The sequence below is a fragment of the Vagococcus sp. CY53-2 genome (assembly GCF_022604695.1).
In the GTDB taxonomy this organism is placed as follows: Bacteria; Bacillota; Bacilli; order Lactobacillales; family Vagococcaceae; genus Vagococcus.
Genome location: NZ_JALAHP010000001.1, coordinates 255,446 through 274,470 on the forward strand (window position 1 = coordinate 255,446; position 19,025 = coordinate 274,470).

The 19,025-nt window shown below is 33.3% G+C and carries 18 protein-coding genes and 3 pseudogenes; 20 read left to right on the plus strand and 1 reads right to left on the minus strand.

Annotated features, from left to right (window positions below; all coding sequences use genetic code 11):
* Positions 1-209: 209 nt before the first annotated feature.
* From MN581_RS01285 to MN581_RS01305, 5 genes and pseudogenes are all read left to right on the plus strand, one after another.
* Entirely contained in the window at positions 210-629 is a 420-nt protein-coding gene (locus MN581_RS01285) for a hypothetical protein (RefSeq protein WP_241699006.1), read from the plus strand.
* A 373-nt stretch (positions 630-1,002) separates the two neighbouring features.
* Complete coding sequence (locus MN581_RS01290) at positions 1,003-3,036, plus strand: heavy metal translocating P-type ATPase (RefSeq protein ID WP_241699218.1); 2,034 nt, start codon at positions 1,003-1,005, stop codon at positions 3,034-3,036.
* A 164-nt stretch (positions 3,037-3,200) separates the two neighbouring features.
* A complete protein-coding gene (locus MN581_RS01295) occupies positions 3,201-3,353 on the plus strand; it encodes a hypothetical protein (RefSeq protein WP_157093635.1) in 153 nt (50 codons plus the stop codon).
* Positions 3,354-3,776: 423 nt separating this feature from the next.
* Positions 3,777-4,763, plus strand: a complete 987-nt coding sequence (locus tag MN581_RS01300) for a choloylglycine hydrolase family protein (protein ID WP_071456854.1) — start codon at positions 3,777-3,779, stop codon at positions 4,761-4,763.
* A 77-nt stretch (positions 4,764-4,840) separates the two neighbouring features.
* Positions 4,841-5,131, plus strand: a pseudogene (locus MN581_RS01305) (VOC family protein).
* Positions 5,132-5,189: 58 nt separating this feature from the next.
* Here MN581_RS01305 and MN581_RS01310 read toward each other — a convergent pair.
* On the minus strand, positions 5,190-5,744 hold the full coding sequence (locus MN581_RS01310; protein WP_117972326.1) for a tyrosine-type recombinase/integrase: 555 nt from the start codon (positions 5,742-5,744) through the stop codon (positions 5,190-5,192).
* Between the two features lie 262 nt (positions 5,745-6,006).
* On the opposite strand from MN581_RS01310, the gene MN581_RS01315 reads away from it, so the two are divergent.
* The 15 genes and pseudogenes from MN581_RS01315 (at position 6,007) to MN581_RS01385 (ending at position 18,178) form a co-directional block, all read left to right on the plus strand.
* On the plus strand, positions 6,007-6,531 hold the full coding sequence (locus MN581_RS01315) for a GNAT family N-acetyltransferase (protein WP_158559356.1): 525 nt from the start codon (positions 6,007-6,009) through the stop codon (positions 6,529-6,531).
* Between the two features lie 397 nt (positions 6,532-6,928).
* On the plus strand, positions 6,929-7,795 hold the full coding sequence (locus tag MN581_RS01320) for a shikimate dehydrogenase (RefSeq protein ID WP_241699007.1): 867 nt from the start codon (positions 6,929-6,931) through the stop codon (positions 7,793-7,795).
* A 17-nt stretch (positions 7,796-7,812) separates the two neighbouring features.
* A complete protein-coding gene (gene aroF / locus MN581_RS01325; protein WP_117972329.1) occupies positions 7,813-8,832 on the plus strand; it encodes a 3-deoxy-7-phosphoheptulonate synthase in 1,020 nt (339 codons plus the stop codon).
* 18 nt (positions 8,833-8,850) lie between these two features.
* On the plus strand, positions 8,851-9,918 hold the full coding sequence (aroB, locus tag MN581_RS01330) for a 3-dehydroquinate synthase (RefSeq protein WP_117972330.1): 1,068 nt from the start codon (positions 8,851-8,853) through the stop codon (positions 9,916-9,918).
* Positions 9,918-11,084 (plus strand): chorismate synthase, encoded by a 1,167-nt coding sequence (gene aroC, locus MN581_RS01335; RefSeq protein ID WP_117972331.1) that lies wholly within the window; start codon positions 9,918-9,920, stop codon positions 11,082-11,084. Before aroB ends, aroC begins: the two co-directional genes overlap by 1 nt.
* 17 nt (positions 11,085-11,101) lie before the next feature.
* A pseudogene (locus MN581_RS01340) lies at positions 11,102-12,192 on the plus strand (prephenate dehydrogenase).
* 14 nt (positions 12,193-12,206) lie between these two features.
* Positions 12,207-13,490, plus strand: a complete 1,284-nt coding sequence (aroA, locus tag MN581_RS01345) for a 3-phosphoshikimate 1-carboxyvinyltransferase (RefSeq protein WP_241699008.1) — start codon at positions 12,207-12,209, stop codon at positions 13,488-13,490.
* A 1-nt stretch (position 13,491) separates the two neighbouring features.
* A complete protein-coding gene (locus MN581_RS01350) occupies positions 13,492-13,995 on the plus strand; it encodes a shikimate kinase (protein ID WP_241699009.1) in 504 nt (167 codons plus the stop codon).
* Positions 13,996-14,823: a prephenate dehydratase gene (gene pheA / locus MN581_RS01355; RefSeq protein WP_241699010.1), complete on the plus strand. Its 828-nt coding sequence runs from the start codon at positions 13,996-13,998 to the stop codon at positions 14,821-14,823.
* A gap of 5 nt (positions 14,824-14,828) precedes the next feature.
* Positions 14,829-15,423: pseudogene (locus tag MN581_RS01360) on the plus strand (ATP-binding cassette domain-containing protein).
* A gap of 280 nt (positions 15,424-15,703) precedes the next feature.
* Positions 15,704-16,264 carry an alkaline shock response membrane anchor protein AmaP gene (amaP, locus tag MN581_RS01365; protein ID WP_241699011.1) on the plus strand — a complete coding sequence of 187 codons (561 nt, stop codon included), beginning with the start codon at positions 15,704-15,706 and terminating at the stop codon, positions 16,262-16,264.
* Positions 16,265-16,277: 13 nt separating this feature from the next.
* Positions 16,278-16,454 carry a DUF2273 domain-containing protein gene (locus MN581_RS01370; protein ID WP_071456867.1) on the plus strand — a complete coding sequence of 59 codons (177 nt, stop codon included), beginning with the start codon at positions 16,278-16,280 and terminating at the stop codon, positions 16,452-16,454.
* 34 nt (positions 16,455-16,488) lie between these two features.
* Positions 16,489-17,019: an Asp23/Gls24 family envelope stress response protein gene (locus MN581_RS01375; protein ID WP_117972337.1), complete on the plus strand. Its 531-nt coding sequence runs from the start codon at positions 16,489-16,491 to the stop codon at positions 17,017-17,019.
* A 28-nt stretch (positions 17,020-17,047) separates the two neighbouring features.
* The gene (locus tag MN581_RS01380; protein WP_071456869.1) at positions 17,048-17,293 is read left to right on the plus strand and encodes a GlsB/YeaQ/YmgE family stress response membrane protein; all 246 of its coding nucleotides are present in this window, start codon (positions 17,048-17,050) and stop codon (positions 17,291-17,293) included.
* A 525-nt stretch (positions 17,294-17,818) separates the two neighbouring features.
* Positions 17,819-18,178: an NAD(P)H-dependent oxidoreductase gene (locus tag MN581_RS01385; RefSeq protein WP_241699012.1), complete on the plus strand. Its 360-nt coding sequence runs from the start codon at positions 17,819-17,821 to the stop codon at positions 18,176-18,178.
* The last annotated feature ends 847 nt before the right edge of the window (positions 18,179-19,025 follow it).

A 19,025-nucleotide genomic window follows, 5' to 3' on the forward strand; every position in this document is an offset into this window, starting at 1 on the left:
ATGAAATTGAACGAATATCATCATACTCTTCAATTAGATAAAACAGGGATTCTAGTAGATTCAAATGCTTATACATCAAAAAATTGCAAGCATTAAAAAATTAAAATAACTTTATTTTTAGGCAATTCCATCATGAGTGATTGCCTATTTTTATTGTTCATTTTATAAAGTTATGATACGTTTAATCAAACTAAAAAAGAGGTGTTAGAATGAAAAAAATAATAAGGGTGATGGTGACGTTGATTACAGGAACCGTCTTGTCTACTAATTTTTTCGAAAAATCATTACATGTCAAACCAGTTGATGGTCAACCTAATTGGTATCTGTGGCTTTATCTAGTAGGAATGGTCTTCATTATGGGAGGACTACTTTTAGGGGCAAAAGAATTAATTAGGTATTTATCACGAAAAACAAGCTTCCTTTTTTATCAGTCTCTCACTTATTTTGTACTTGGAGGCGCTACTTTTGTTGCAACTTACAATGGACTTATGAAAGTGAAGCTACTAAATTTCTTAATTGATCCCTATTTTCTGTTGTTTCTTTTTAGCTTAGCTACTTTAGCATGGGCATTGGTATTATTGATTAGTGAACTATTTTCACTATATAAAGATAGACAAACAAAAAATTAAAGTTTATCCTTTGTCCCATAGGAAGTCATCCTCCAACAAGATAGACTGTTATGAGATACTTAATGACCTTAATGGGGTTGACAGCAATTGTATTGGGTTATTATGGTGACTATGATACGAAGCCATTTAATATAACTGATGCAAAAATCATTTATCATTCATTGTAAAAAATCGTTTCAATTAATTTTTAACTAGTTTAATATAAATTAACATAAAAAATAGTTTAGTCATATCAATCCTTTTTAATTAACATAAAATACCATTTAGTGGTATCCTAGTACCAAAAGGAGGTTTTATCATGTCTAACAATCAAAATAATAATCATAATATGCATGATATGCGACATGATTCTATGAAGCATACTGATCACGATATGTCACATATGTCAATGGATCATTCTAAGATGGATATGAGTGATCATCAAATGGCAGGTATGGATCACTCCATGCATATGGGAAATTTTAAAAAGAAATTTTTTGTTTCTCTTATTTTAGCTATCCCTATTATATTATTATCACCTATGATGGGAATGACACTTCCAATTCAAATTAGCTTTACTGGTTCTGAGTGGATTGTCATGGTTTTATCAACTATCTTATTTTTCTACGGTGGCCAACCATTTTTAAGTGGAGCACGTATGGAATTAAGTCAAAAGCAACCAGCAATGATGACACTCATCGCCATGGGGATATCGGTTTCTTATTTTTATAGTTTATATGGGTTTATCATGAATCTTGTTAATCCAACTACTCATGTCATGAACTTTTTCTGGGAGCTTGCGACGTTAATTGTCGTTATGCTACTCGGTCATTGGATTGAAATGAATGCAGTAAGTAACGCCAGCAACTCATTAAAAAAAATTGCGGCATTATTACCAGATAATGTCACAAGAATCACACAATCAGGAAAAGAAGAACAAGTCTCTTTATCTGATGTTCATATTAATGACCAATTGATTGTACGCAGTGGGGATAAAATTCCAGCAGATGGAACGGTTATTAAGGGGAATACCATGGTCAACGAATTTATGATTACAGGTGAATCACAAGGTATTGTAAAAAACATCGATGACAAAGTAATCGGCGGGACCATTAATGGAAATGGAACAATTGAAATAAAAGTGACTGGCACTGGAAAATCCGGCTATATTTCAAAAGTAATGGACATGGTACAACAAGCTCAAAACGAAAAAATTCCACTAGAATCTTTATCAGATAAGGTAGCTAAATGGTTGTTTTATGTGGCATTAGGTAGTGGAATCATTAGTTTTATCATTTGGCTTATCATTAGTAAAGATGTTGGGATAGCATTTGAGCGTATGGTAACAGTTTTAGTTATTGCCTGCCCACATGCACTTGGTTTAGCCATTCCTTTGGTTATTGCTCGTTCAACTTCTCTTGCTGCTCAAAATGGTTTATTATTAAAAAATAAAAAAGCACTTGAAGCAACTAACCATATTGACTATGTTTTCTTAGATAAAACAGGCACCTTAACTCAAGGGCAGTTTGCTGTAACTGGTTTTAACATGATTTCTGATCAGCTATCTGAAAACGAGGCATTAAAAATTATAGGGGCGCTAGAAAAAAATGCTAACCACCCTATCGCTACAGGTATCATGGATTATATTAATCAAAAACAATTGACGCCTTATGATTCATCAGATACTCAAGCTATTTCTGGTGTTGGAGTTACAGCTGTAGTCAATGGAAAAACAGCAAAAATAGTAAATGAAAAAGGATTAACAGATGTGTCTACTCAATTTAATCCTTCAATAAAAAAAGAGTACCAAGAACAAGGAAATACATTGAGTTTCCTAATATATGATGGTTCACTTATTGCCATGATTGCTCTTGGTGATACCATTAAGCCTGAATCTAAAGAGTTTATTGCTAAATTAAAAGAGCAAGGTATCACACCTGTTATGTTAACTGGTGATAATCAACAAGCAGCTGAAACAGTTGCTAAATATCTTGGACTTGATCATTATTATAGTGAGTTATTGCCAGGTGATAAAGAAAAAATTGTGAAAGAATACGTTAATAAAGGTGATAACGTGATGATGGTAGGCGACGGAGTGAATGATGCTCCTAGTTTGATTAGTGCAACAGTTGGTGTGGCTATTGGTGCTGGAACTGACGTAGCTATTGATTCAGCCGATATTGTTTTAACTAATAGTAATCCTGAAGACGTATTAAAATTACTTAACTTGGCTAAGTACACTCGACGTAAAATGATTCAAAATTTATGGTGGGGAGCAGGTTATAATATTGCGGCTATTCCATTAGCTGCTGGAGTCCTTGCTCCAATAGGCATTTTACTAAACCCAGCTGTCGGTGCTATTTTGATGTCATTGAGTACGGTTATTGTCGCTATCAATGCTTTAACGTTACGGATTGGAAAAGAATAATTAAGAAAAAGATTGGGTATTCAATAACAGAAACCCAATCTTTTTTATTATAGTATCAGAAGTCGCAAGTCATCGACGTCTGACCAATTAAATCTCGCAATTTTAGTAAACCAATTTTTGAAACATCAGCTATTTTAGATAAATTATTAAAACTAGTAACAACTTTGAATAAATCAAATAATCTAATTGTTTTAGATGAACCAATTAATGGACTTCACATGTCAGATGTTGATTTTTTGATAGATTTACTGAAATCACTAGTAAGAGATGGTCACACTGTGATTGTGATTGAACACAACTTACAAGTGATTGGGTAATCGATATTGGACCTAGTGGTGGAAAATTTGGTATCCTTACTGCTACACTTTCTTCATTATTTATCCTTAAAAGAAGAAACTTACAATCTCATACGTTTTATTTTTACAATATTACATATTACTAGCCCTAAAGTTTGTTGAATTTAGCTGATACTGTCACAATGATTTAGCTAGCTTAACCCTAAGAAATCCATATTTTTAAGTCCATATCTGCACCAAATAGCCTGAAGTACCAATGATAAACGTCATTTATTAAATTGTTGTACTTAGTTATGACTCATTCGCTTGCATTACCCATTAAATTTATCGTAATTATCATATAAAAATGACGTTTAATCAATAAAATCATCATATAATTACCATAAATTATTAAATGTTTTAAGTTATTATAAACGAATTGAAATATACTAGGAGGAATACAGAATGTGCACAAGTATAACATTACAATCAGAAGATAAAATAAACTTTTTGGCTCGTACCATGGATTTTGGATTTGAATTAAATGGATTACCGATCGTTATACCAAGAAATTATGCATCAACCTTTCATTTTGAAGGTACTTCAAAAACAACCTATGCTTTTGTTGGGACAGGGCAAAAAATCGGTCGTGATTACATGTTTGCTGATGGGGTGAATGAAAAAGGACTTGCTATTGCAGAGCTTTATTATCTTAATGAAGCATCTTATCAAACCAGTCCAGTTGAAGGGAAAATTAATTTAACTCAAGACGAATTTTTAACATGGGTACTTGGGCATGTTGCAAGCATTGATGAATTAAAAGAAGTCATAAAGCAAGTAGAGATGATTGGAGTAAGCAACCCCTTATTATCTGTTATGTCACCACTACATTTTATCGTGTCAGATAAAACCGGAAAATGCGTTGTGATAGAAACAAATAATGAGACGCTAACCATCAAAGATAATCCAGTTGGAGTCATGACAAATAGTCCAACACTTGAATGGCATTTAACGAATTTAAATAATTACTTATTTATCAAACCAACAAATTATCAACCAAAAAAATTTGAAGACTATACCATTAAACCTTTTGGACAAGGATCAGGAACATATGGTTTACCAGGTGGGTTAACATCACCAGAGCGGTTTGTGCGTGCAACTTATATGAAAACATACGCAGAAAAAGGAAAAAATGAATCTCAAGCTCTAAATAGCATCTTTCACATTTTAAACACTGTGACCATTCCTAAAGGAGTAAACATTGAAGACGATGGTCACTATGATTATACGCAATATCGTGCGGCATTTAACTTAAATAGTGCCACTTATTACTTTAATCCATACTATACACAGGAAGTATTTTCAGTAGAACTAACGGAAGATTTGTGCTCAAAAGATGACGCTACTGTATTTTCAGTATCACAAGATTTTTCTATCACAAAATTAAACTAAAGACGAAAGAGCGTTTAAAAATAACGCTCTTTTTATGATGCAACGAAATCAATTAAGAAAGAGGAGGAAGATGAACCATGTATTTAGAGCATGCGGCAAGGTATGTTAATGATGTAGAAACAATGAAAGCGTTCTATGAAAGCTATGTTAATGCCACAGCAAACGAAAAATATCATAACCCAAAGACAGGATTAGCAACTTATTTTCTCTTATTTGAAACAGGTGCATGATTAGAAGTAATGACAAGATCTGATAAAGTAGACATCTTAACGTCACAAATGGATACAAGGTATTAAGCGGTACGCTAATAACAGGGGACGGCTGTCATTTTAGATCCAGAAAACAATCAAATTGACATTACAGGTTAAAAAAAGGCTGACTAAAAAGTTCTAAAATAGAAAAAATCACTTTTGGGTCAGCCTTTTTTTATATTCCTAATCTGAAATCTGCTAACGTATTGCCAATCTCATCTGTTGTTATGCCAATATATCGTTTCGTCACTTTTTCAGAACTATGATTAAATATTTCCATTAATGTTGCAATATCTCGTGTTTTTCGGTAATAATGATAACCAAATGTTTTTCTAAGAGAGTGAGTGCCAATATCTTTTCTTCCTAAATTATCGGCGATTTTTTGATACTGTTTATACACCGTGTTTACTTTCAAGTGTCCACCTTGTTGACGACTTGGAAACAACCACTCATCATCGTCTTTTCCTTTAATGTACTCTGCAATGGCATCTTGTAAATTATCAAGATACAATACTTTTCGTTTCCCAGTTTTTCTTTCAACAATGATCGGACGCTTTTCATATTTGATATCTCTTACTTTTAGTTTCACAATATCCGACATCCTTAATCCATTGTTAATCCCAAAAATAAATAGAAAGGTATCGCGTTCTGGATAGTTTGTTCTTCTAAGCCAAAATAAAAAATCATCTATCTCAGTTTGACTACGTAATGGTTGAACATTATACGACATTTTTACCACTCTTTTCTCTAAAATTTACAGTTCACTATTTTTATTATATAATAACATAATAATGAACTTAATAATATAGAATTTTAAACACTTGATAAATCAATACTTAAGTTCATGATTTTACATAATATAGTGAACTCAAATAAAAATTAATTAATTTTCGTGTTTACCACAGGACGATTCTAAGCACTTTAAATTTTTAAAGATGGACAATTATCCAAACAAACGCTTAAAATCATTATTTGGGAATTAGGAGGAAATGATGAAGTTAATACCAATCGAACAAATAGATATTCCAACCATTAAACACTTTAAAGAGTCATTCAATCAAACCCAGAACATTATACACGGTGCCAATCAATTACAACGATCAAAAAACATCAATCAATGGTTACGAGATGTCGCAATTTTAAAAACAAAAGATTACAAACAATCGGTTCAAACAACACACTATGCACTCATCAATCACTTAGGTGAAATGGTTGGCATCTCTGATGTCAAACATCATCTAACTCCTTATCTACAAAAAGAAGGTGGACACATTAGTTATAGCATTTCACCTGCTTATCAAGGAAAAGGTTATGGAACATTATTACTTAAAGAAACGCTAAAAAAGGCACATATGTTAGAATTAAAAAAAGTACTGCTAACTTGTAAAGAAACTAACATTGCATCTAAAAAAGTGATTGAAAACAACCAAGGTATCTACCAATACACTATAGTGATAAACCAATCCAAAGTAGAACACTATCTCATTCATTTGGATAACAATAATTATATTATGTAAACCAAATAGTGTGTTTTTAAAAAAGATAGCATAAATCAAATGTTATGTTAATTATTTTATTGACAACCTCTCATTTAACTACTATACTTAACTCAATCTTACATCAGTTTGGAGTGGAAATATCATGAAAACAACTCATATAATAAAAAGTCCACAACTGAATAATTACTACTTTAGCTATTTTAGATAGGTTTGTGTTCATCAAGGTGTGGATACAAACAACCCAAGTTTGTATCTATGATGGCTAAGGAAATTTAGATTGATTTCAAAACCCACATAGATCTTAAAAAATCTATGGTGGTGTTTTACATATACTGTATATTAAGTATAAGGATGTTCACTGTAGAATTTTTTAAGTCTACGTGAGCATCTTTTTTATTAGGAGGAATTTAAAAACATGTCATGTATTGAAGTGAATGGGCACACTAGATTAGCAGGATTTTTCGCTAGTCCCGCAAAGCATAGTTTATCTCCAATATTGCATACCACATCATTTGAAGAACTCGGTATCAATGCTGTTTATCTAGCATTTGATATTAAACCAGACCAACTGACCACAGCAATTAACTCGATTCGTACATTAAATATGATGGGAGTTAACTTATCAATGCCACATAAAGTTAACGCTCTACCACTCATGGATGAATTGTCTAAAGAAGCGACTTTGATAGGTGCGATTAATACAATTGTTCATAAAGGTGGTAAGTTAATAGGACATAATACAGATGGATTTGGTTTTATGGAAAGTTTGCGTGTTAATCAAATTCCTATTAAAAATCAAACGATGACGATTTTAGGAGCAGGTGGCGCAGCAACAGCTATTTTAGTCCAAGCAGCACTCGATGGTTTTAGTGACATTCACATTTTTAGTCGACTGGGTAATCGGTTTGATGAAATGAAAAAAAAGATTCTGGAATTATCTAATATAGTAGACTGTAAGATAACGCTGACGGATTTATTTGATTCACAGACTTTAAAAGAAGCCATTACTAGATCACATATACTCGTTAACTCAACCAGTGTTGGCATGATTAATGATGAGTCCTTAATTGAGGATGAGTCACTATTACGAAAAGACTTGGTTGTCTATGACGTGATTTATAACCCAAGAAAAACCAAACTCTTAAAACAAGCAGAGAAAAAAGGCTGCCAAACCATTAATGGGCTTGATATGTTATTGTATCAAGGAGCAAAGGCATTTAATCTATGGACAAACCAAGATATGCCTATTGAAAAAGTAAAACACATAATAGAAAAAGCATAAAGAAAGAAGGAAATCTCATGATCGTTATTATGAAATTAGGTGCAACAAGTGAACAAATTAATCAAGTCGTAAAAAGAATTGAAGAAAGTGATTTAGAAGTTCAAGTCAACACTGGTGAAGAACAAGTCATTTTAGGAATTAAAGGTGATACACGAAATATTCAAGATATTGCGTTCAACAGTTATGATGGGGTAGATAAAACTGTTCGTATTACCAACACATATAAACTAACTTCTCGTGAATTTCATCCAGATAACACAGTAGTTGATGTTGATGGGTTAAAAATTGGTGATGGAAGTTTCGTTACAATGGCTGGTCCATGTTCAATCGAAGGATTAGACCAAATTCGTGAAACTGCTCGTATCGCAAAAGCTGGTGGTGCATCTATCTTACGTGGTGGCGCGTTCAAACCTCGTACTTCTCCATACGCTTTCCAAGGTTTGGAAGAAGAAGGATTAAAATACATTAGACAAGCAGCTGATGAGTTTGATATGAAAGTTATTACAGAAGTGATGGATGAAGCTCATATTGATATGGTTGCTGAATACTCTGATATTTTACAAATTGGTGCTAGAAACATGCAAAACTACAAATTACTTAGCGCTGTGGGACAGACTGGTAAACCAATTGGCTTAAAACGTGGGATTGCTGGAACGATTGATGAGTGGTTAAATGCTGCAGAGTACATTGCTGTTGCTGGAAAAAGTGATGTTATCTTTATCGAGCGTGGTATCCGTACTTACGAAACAGCGACACGAAACACGTTTGATTTAAGTGCCATCCCTATTATTAAAAAATTAAGCCACTTCCCTATTATTGCTGATCCTAGTCATGGCACTGGTGTATGGGACTTAGTGACACCAATGGCAAGAGCTAGTGTCGCTGCAGGAGCTGATGGCATGATCGTTGAAATTCACCCAGATCCAGCAAATGCTTGGTCAGACGGACAACAATCATTAAATGAAAAAACTTACTTACGAATGATGGACGAAGTCAATGTATTAGTTAAAGCAATGGAAGAAATTAAATCACTATAAACTAAAGGAGTCTTTTGCATGATTGAAGTAAATTTACCAAATCACCATTATAAAATTGAGGTTCAACGAGGTCTTTTAAAATCTTGTGGGCAATGGGTGGCAAATATTTGGCGACCACAACGAGTAGCGATTATCACAGATGAAACTGTCGCAGAACTTTATGGTGAGGATGTGGCTGATAATTTAGTTGACCACGGCTTTGATGTTACCATGCTTGTTGTCCCACCAGGCGAAGAAAGCAAATCACTAGAAAAAGCGACACTTTTATATGATGCGCTAGCTGATAACGGCTTTACACGTAGTGATGGTGTCATTGCCTTAGGTGGAGGTGTCATTGGGGATTTAGCAGGATTTGTTGCCTCAACCTATATGAGAGGAATTCATTTCTTGCAAATTCCAACGACCTTACTAGCACAAGTTGATTCAAGTATTGGTGGAAAAACGGCAGTTAACACAAAAAAAGCGAAAAACCTTGTCGGAACGTTTGCGCAACCTGATGGTGTTTTAATTGACCCAAATGTTTTAAAGACATTGGAAATGAGACGTGTCAGAGAAGGTATCGCGGAAATCATCAAATCAGCTGCCATTGCAGATAAACAGCTTTGGGATTACTTAGGAACACTAAAAAATGAAGAAGATTTACTCAATCATGCAAAAGAAGTCATTCATGCCTCTTTAGAGGTAAAACGTCATGTTGTGGAAGAAGATGAATTTGACCATGGTAGTCGACTAACGCTTAACTTTGGACATACAATTGGTCATGCGATTGAAAAAACATCTGGTTATGGCGTCATTAGTCATGGTGAGGGGGTTAGCTTAGGTATGGTCATGATTTCGACTCGTGCCGAAGCGTTTAACCAATCACCTAGAGGCATTACCAAAGAATTAATTACCATGTTGACGAAATTTCATTTACCAACACGTATCGCGTTAAATCGTGAGACAATTTTTGAAGCCATTACGCATGATAAAAAAGCACGTGGGAACACACTAAAAATAATATTATTAAAACAAATTGGCAAAGCCAAAATCGTAGATATACCAATTGAACAAATGAAAGATTACATTATCGAGGAGGAAGTTTAGTGAGATATATTACAGCTGGTGAATCTCATGGTCCTGAACTAACAGCAATTATTGAAGGACTTCCTGCAGGATTACCTTTAACTGCAGATGACATAAACAAAGAATTAATTAGACGTCAAACAGGATACGGTCGTGGTGGGCGTATGCTTATTGAAACAGACCGTGTTAGAATCACGTCAGGTTTACGTCACGGAAAAACATTAGGTTCTCCTATTACACTAGTCGTTGAAAACAAAGACTGGAAGAACTGGACAAAAGTTATGGGGATTGAAGAGGTGCCTGAAAAGCAAAAGAAAATACGTCGTGTCGCTAGACCTAGACCAGGACATGCTGATTTAGTTGGTGGCATGAAATACCACTTCAATGATTTAAGAAACGTGTTAGAACGCTCATCTGCACGTGAAACAACGATGCGAGTGGCAATCGGTGCAATTGCTAAAAAAATTCTTTCTGAATTAGACATTGACGTTGCTGGTCACGTCACCATGCTTGGTGGTATTAAAGCAACAGTGCCAGATGGATTAACTGTCTCAGAAATTCGTGAAATGTCAGAACAATCTGATGTACGTGTGGTGGATGCTACTGTTGAGCAAGAGATAAGAGATCTAATCGACGAAACAAAGAAAAAAGGTGACACAATTGGTGGTGTCGTTGAAGTATTAGTTGGTGGAGTTCCTGCAGGATTAGGAAGTTATGTCCAATGGGATCGAAAACTAGATGCGAAAATTGCTCAAGCTGTTGTGAGTATCAATGCCTTTAAAGGCGCTGAATTTGGTGTTGGCTTTGAAGCAGGTGTCTTACCTGGTTCTCAAGTAATGGATGAAATTCTTTGGGATGAAAAAAATGGTTACACAAGACGAAGCAATAACTTAGGTGGTTTTGAAGGCGGTATGACAAATGGTGAGCCGATTGTTGTCCGTGGGGTTATGAAACCTATTCCGACTTTATATAAACCTCTGCAAAGTGTTGATATCGACACAAAAGAGCCATACAAAGCCAGTATCGAACGCTCTGATAGTACAGCAGTACCTGCAGCAAGTGTGGTAGCTGAAAACGTCGTAGCCACTGTTGTAGCCAATGACATTCTTGAAAAATTTGAGAGTGATTCGTTTGAAGAACTCGTTCAATCAGTAAAAGAATATAGAGAGTACACTAAAAACTTTTAGTTGCTAGGAGGATGCGTATGACTGGGAAAACCATCATGATTGTTGGTCTAGGACTAATCGGTTCTTCCTTGGCTAAATGTATAAAAATTGACCATCCCAATGCTCAGATTATTGGCTGGGATTATTCTGATAGCACAAAACGAATTGCTAAAAAAATTGGCATTGTAGACGAGATTCCTCATTCATTTGAAGAGGGTGCCGAAATATCAGATGTCATTATTTTAGCCACACCTGTGTCAATTTCAATCGATTATTTAAATCAACTAGCCTTACTTTCATTAAAAGAAAACCTCTTAGTAAGTGACACAGGTAGTACCAAAAAAGACATTATGCAACAAGCTAAAGAGATGCCGTTTGACTTTATCGGTGCTCACCCAATGGCGGGTTCACACAAGTCTGGTGTCACAGCCGCTGATGAGAACTTATTTGAAAATGCTTATTTTATTATAACGAACGATCGACACATAAACCGTGTAGAGGAGTTAACACAACTATACAGCGGAACTCATGCCAAATACGTGGAACTAACATCTGATGAGCACGATGAGATTACAGCAATGCTATCTCATTTGCCACATATTATCGCATCAGGTTTAGTCAATCAATCCGATGCCTTTCATCAAGAACACCCAAGAGCCAAACAATTAGCAGCTGGAGGATTTCGTGATATTACTAGGATTGCCTCATCTGACCCGAAATGTGGACGGATATCTTAATGAGTAATCGCACCACACTTGTACAAGAGCTTGATGATTGGCAAAAGCAAATGAGTCAAGTTAAACAGTGGTTATTAAGTAAAGACTCTGATGCTATTTATGATTTTTTTGAACGGGCAAAAGAAACCCGTGATCAGCTTCCAATCCACAAAAAAGGGGCAATCCCGGCATTTTATGATTTGTTTGTAGACGTGCCAGACAAACCCGGGATTATTGCTGAAGTAACGGGGCTTTTAGGAGAAGCCAATATCTCAATCATCAACTTAAAAATATTAGAAACAAGAGAAGATATTATCGGCGTGTTGCAGGTTAGTTTTAAAAATGACCATGATTTATTGCAAGCAAAAGAGTGCATTGCAACACACACGGATTATGTCTGTCGAATACAATAGGAGGAAATGACACTATGAAATTAATCTCAGCTAGTCCATTAAATGGAACCATACATGTTCCTGCTGATAAATCTATTTCACATCGAAGCATTATGTTTGGTGCGATTTCAGAAGGTACCACAACCATTAAAAACTTCTTACGAGGGGAAGATTGTTTAAGTACACTTAACGCGTTTAAAAGTTTAGGTGTGCCAATCACAGATGATGGCGAAACCATTCGTGTAACAGGTGTAGGCTTTGATGGTCTAAAAAAACCAGCTACAGCACTTGATTTAGGTAATTCTGGTACCACAATTCGTTTAATGATGGGGATTTTGGCGAAGCAGTCATTCGACACGGTTTTATTTGGTGATGAGTACCTAAACAAACGCCCAATGAATCGCGTCATCTTACCACTTAATCAAATGAATGCTAATCTATCAGGGCATGATAATAGTGAATATCCTCCTATTCACATTTCAGCAAATAATCAACTAACACCCATCACTTATCACATGCCAGTAGCAAGTGCTCAAGTGAAATCTGCTATCTTGTTTGCAGCCTTGCAAGCTGATGGTGAGACAACCATTATCGAAAAAGAACCCACTAGAAATCATACTGAAGAGATGATTCGACAATTTGGTGGGACTATCACAACAGATGGAAAAAACATTCGTATGACAGGTCCACAACGATTAGTTGGACAAAATGTTACTGTGCCTGGCGACATTTCATCTGCGGCGTTCTTTTTAGTTGCCGGAGCTATTGTCCCGAATAGTGCAATCGTGCTCAAAAACGTGGGAATTAACCCAACCAGAACAGGGATTCTAGATGTTTTAGAAGAGATGAATGCCGATGTGGTGATTAGTGAAGAAGATCATGCGAATCAATCAGCCACCCTCACTGTTAAAACAAGTAGTTTAACTTCTACTACAATTAGTGGGGATATTATACCTCGTTTGATTGATGAAATTCCAATTATTGCTTTGCTTGCAACACAAGCAAATGGTCAAACAGTCATTAAAAATGCTGAAGAACTAAAAGTAAAAGAAACCAATCGTATTGACGCAACAGCTGAAGAATTAAGAAAACTTGGTGCAGATATTACGCCAACAGAAGATGGGTTAATCATCAATGGCCCATGTCAATTGCACGGTGGAAACGTATCAAGTCGAGGGGATCATCGTATCGGGATGATGCTTCAAATCGCTGCGTTACTAACTGATGAAGACGTTGTGATGGAAAAATCAGAAGCTGTTTCAGTATCTTATCCAGTCTTTTTTGAGGATGTCACACGACTTTCAAGAGGTGATTATTAAAATGACGCTCGTTTTAATAGGCTTCATGGGAGCAGGCAAAACCACAGTTGGTAATGTATTAGCAAATAAAACAGCAACCAAGCAAATTGATTTAGATCAGTGTATTGTCGATAAAATTGGGATGCCGATATCTGAATATTTTGATGAGCATGGAGAAGAAGCCTTTAGAGAACTTGAAACTACTATGTTAAAGGACTTTTTAAACATACCTGGTATTTTATCGCCAGGTGGTGGGGTAATTTTAAAAAAAGAAAATCAAGCGTTACTAAAAGAACAGGCTACAGTCGTTTATTTGCAAACTGATTTAGAGGAATTATTACGTCGAATCGAACAAGATACGACAAATTATCGTCCGTTGTTGCATAATAAAACAATAGAAGAGGTGAAAGATATCTTTTTACCTCGAATTCCCATTTACGAAGAAATTGCTGATCATATTGTTGATACCACGAATAAAACACCGGAAGAAATCGCTGATGTTATTTTAGAATTAGTAGGTGATTAAATGGAAGTTGGTTATTTAGGACCAAAAAACTCGTTTACATACAAAGCAGCATCATATTATTTTGATGATTCATCATTACAACCTTATGCAAGCATTACAAATTGCTTAAATGCCTTGAAGAAGAATCAAGTTGATTATGCTGTTGTGCCGATTGAAAACTCATTGGAAGGGTCTGTTCACACAAGTATGGATGGGCTCTTTCAACAAAAAGATATCACTGTTTGTCGTGAAATCATTTTACCAATACAACAAAACTTATTAGTGAATGATTTGACGATCATTCCTAAAAAAATCTTGTCACATCCACAAGCTCTCGCACAATCACAACAATTTTTAGAAACATATTACCCAGATGTATTGATAGAACAGGTGCCATCAACCACATTTGCTGCAGAATACGTGGCTGAACACCCGTCTGAATCAGTTGCAGCAATAGCCTCAAAAGAAGCAGCAAGTGAATATGGTTTAGAAATCTTGTCAGCAGGTATTCAGGACAATCGCTTTAATCAAACACGTTTTTGGTTATTGGGTAAAGAGCCGTTTAATCAAGATGAGTACCAACCGCAAAAAATGACGCTATTTATGACATTACCTAAAAATGCGCCAGGAATCTTACACAAAGTCCTTTCAGCGTTTGCTTGGCGTGAAATTGATTTAAGTAAAATAGAATCTAGACCACTAAAAACTGAGTTAGGTGAGTATTACTTTATTATAGATGTACCAATTCATGACAATATCAAGCTAGTTGAATATGCGCTTGAAGAAATCACATTATTAGGTGCTAAATATCAGCAGTTAGGTTATTATCCCATCGTCATAAAGGAGTGAAGTGAGTGTTAATTAATTGCGAGAACGTGTCGTTTATAAGAGATAAGCAACTAATATTACAGCATATAAACTGGCAAATGAATGACCATGAAAATTGGGCAATTTTAGGGTTAAACGGTTCAGGTAAAACAACACTACTCAAACTAATTACAGGATATGATTGGCCTTCAAGTGGAAAGTTAACCGTTCTGGGTGAAACATTTGGAAAGACTTCCATCCCTGATTTAAAGAAAAAAATAGGGTGGGTCAGCTCAGATTGTTTTGATTGCAAGAGCGTTGATGGCTAAACCTGAGCTACTGATATTTGACGAACCTTGTAATGGACTTGATTTGTTTGCAAGACAATTCATGTTAGAACAAATTGATCACATCGCACAAGACAAACAACCGAAAGGATTAATCTTTGTTACTCATTATATAGAAGAAATTCCAGTAAGTTTTGATTATATATTATTAATTAAAGATGGAAAAATATTTGCAAAAGGATTAAAATCAGACGTCTTAACGCCTGATTTTTTAACACGATTTTATGACAATTCTGTTGAAGTTATTAAATTACCAGATAATCGACTAACCATTATACCAAAAAGTTCTAAGTAATTACTTTAGAGCTTTTTATTTTGTTGTCATTAGGAAGAGTGGTGTATTATCTTGTCGATAAAAAATTATTTTGATTTGGTTTACATAAGATATATTAAACTAAACTAAGATATATATTTAAAATAAAACAAATATATAGCATATATCAAAAAATTATACGTTCACAGATACATTTAATATTATTTTTATGTATTTTTTAGTTGAGATAACGCTTTATTTTTGACTTTAGATTGTATATAAAATACAATATTACTATAAATAGTTAGAAAGGAGTTCTGATATGAACATTTACAAAAAAGTGTTTATTTTGATAAGTATATTATTATTAATTCCACTTTTATTTACTAATGTTATACAAAATCAATACTTAGCAAATCTTTCTTTTAAGCTTATTCAAATGGAAAATTATCCTTTTGTGGGTTCTTATATTCCATTTTATCTATTTTGGGGAAGCATTCTGGTGATCATATTCTTAATCATTCTATTCTGTTTTATTCTCTTATATCCTAGGAACAAAACAGAAGTCTATTTTTCTAAATCTAAAGGCAGTCTTTCTATTAAGAAAAATGCTGTTGAACAATTTGTATCTACTATTTTGACTCAAGAGCCTTGGTTAAACAATCCTAGAGTGTCTGTTACAATGAAAAAGAAGAAGATTAAAATTTTTATATCATGTAACTGTTCTAATATTAACTCTAATCTAGTTGATAAAACAAGTGAATTATCTCATCGTATAAGACAGGAATTTTCAATCTTTCTAGGGATCGATGATCCTAAACAAGTTTCAGTTGAAATAAAACAAGTTTCAAATAAAAAAGCTAGTAATCCACGTGTTATTTAAGGAGGATAAGAAAATGGAAGATTTTATAAAAAAATATAGGTTTCCTATTTTGGGAGCTCTCATTGGCCTAGGCTTAGCTATATCATTTTTTAGTTTAGGATTTTTTAAAACAATTATCCTTATTATTTTAACGTTACTAGGTGCTTGTATCGGTTATTACCTTCAAAGAAATAATTTTTTGAAGAAATAAAAAAATAACAATAAATAAATTGGAGGAATCAATCATGGAAAACAAAGGAACACAAGTAGAAGTAAAAAAATCAGAGTTAAAAGGTGAATTAACATTTGAAGACAAAGTTATTCAAAAAATTGTTGGTATTTCATTGGAAACTATTCCTGGTTTGTTAACAATTAATGGTGGATTTTTTTCAAATTTAGCAGATAAGATTGTTAATAATAATGATGTAACTTCAGGAATTGATGTTGAAGTAGGAAAAAAAGAAGTTGCTGTTGATTTAGATATCGTTGCAGAATATGGTGTAGATATTTCAAAAATATACGAAGACATCAAACGAGTGATTGAAAAAGAAGTAAAGCATATGACGAGTCTAGAAGTTATAGAAGTAAATGTTAATGTCGTAGATATTAAAACAAAAGAACAATACGAAGAAGATAGCGTTACTGTTCAGGATAAGGTGAGTGACGCTACAAGTGAAGTTTCAGACTTTGTTTCTGATCAAACTAACAAAGTCAAAAAAGTGTCTTCTAAAGGAGCAACAAAAGTAAAAGAAGCAACTGAGCCCAGAGTAGAATAATAATATTTTTAGATGAGGAGTGATATATATGGGATTCATTTGGTCATTAATAGTAGGTGGAGTTATCGGAGCTATAGCAGGTGCTATAACAAGTAAAGGAAAATCTATGGGATGGATTGCTAATATTATTGCTGGTTTAATTGGTTCTTCAGTTGGCCAATCTTTATTTGGTTCATTTGGACCATCTTTAGCCGGAATGGCTATTATTCCATCAATCATTGGAGCAGTTATTGTTGTGGCTGTCGTGTCATTATTTACTGGTAAAAATAGCTAACAAAATAAATACAAAGATGAAGCAAAAGATAAATTAAATAAATAATAAAACTAATTAAAATATCCTACAATTTTTATACTACATAAATAAAAAATGTTCTCTTAAGTAAAATTTAGCTTAAGAGAACATTTTTTTGGATACACATAAGCACATATCTTAATTATTCTTATATTTTTCTCTCTCATTAGCATAAAATTTATCAAATGTTAAGTAATGATTTAATTTCCGACCAAATTGTTACGTCTGTCAAAACATAAAAAAACACCTACCTAGAATAAAAAATACCTTCAGATTCTCTTAATCTAGCGGCCTATTAGAGAGCTCTATTAATAATATAAAATTAATTAACCGAATAGCTATAGCTATAAAAATTTCAAAACTATAAATATAGAATTTAACTAAATTTTAAAGACAAACAAATAAGCAACGAAAACCAATTGGCTTCTGATACTTAAAATCACTATATTGTACTCATCCACATCATTTGATGTAAAGCCAGGATATTTTGAAATAGTTTTAGAAGAAATGGAGCGCATTAAAAAAGTTGATACCATAATATTTGTATTTTCGATTTATTGGCACAGTTTACTAGCTATGTTAAAAGGATGTATAGATAGAGTATTCAATTATGGTTTTTCATATGGAAACGGCAATAAATTACCGATCAATAAAATTAGATGGGTTCCTATAGCTGGAAATACTCGCAAGAAGTATAAAAAAAGAGGATATGACCTAAATATTGAACATAAACTTAATATAGGAATAGCAGATTATGCAGGTGTCAAAGACTCTGAAGTTAATTACATTTGGAACAGTTTAGGTGAATATATTGAAAATGAATCACAATCTACTTACTTTGATAATCTAATGAAAAAAAGCATTTGATTATGAAAAAATATATAAAAAATACTCTATTCTTTATTTAATAAAAGAATAGGAATCGTTTTAACTTGTCTAGAACATTTAATTCCATATTAAGAAAAAAGTAGATATAGATTCGAAGATGTTTCAGAATCTAATCCTGCCAAATAATGTTTGGGTATAATATAGTTTTAAATTTACAGCCAGAAAATTTAAAATTATAAAAAGCTCTCAGAAACTTATAAAACTGAGAGCTTTTTCATTATCAACATAACAACATGAAATCAGATTCAACAATAATAGACTAGGTACTAAATTTTCATGAATAATTATTTTATCAATTTGGTTTACATAATATATATTAAACGAAGTTGTTTTAGGGATTAAAATCTACCAGATATACCATGTTATTCATAAAACACATCATCAGCATGAGTCATTCAATTAATTAACCATATATAAGTTTATTTAACTAAATAAAACCTATATAACTTAATATGACTTCTAGTATTATTATATTAACATGACTACATGATGAAGTTTATTTATATTATATGATAGTTAAAAATATTAAGTATTCATAATTCATGATTATTTATATAGTTTAATTGGTTATCTAATTACTATTAAATAACAAATATCTTATATATTTACTATAATAATAAAGCTGATTAATACTCTTATTAATCAGCTAAATAACTTATATAATATTGATTTAACCTAAGTAAATAGAACTCTATCAAACATTTTAAAGATTCATAGATACTTTTTTACCTTTCTTGAAAGTATCATCTTTCAAGAAAGGTAAAATATATTATTATTTTAAAATAACAATATATCATTAGTTTCATTGACTTATTTAAAAATAAAG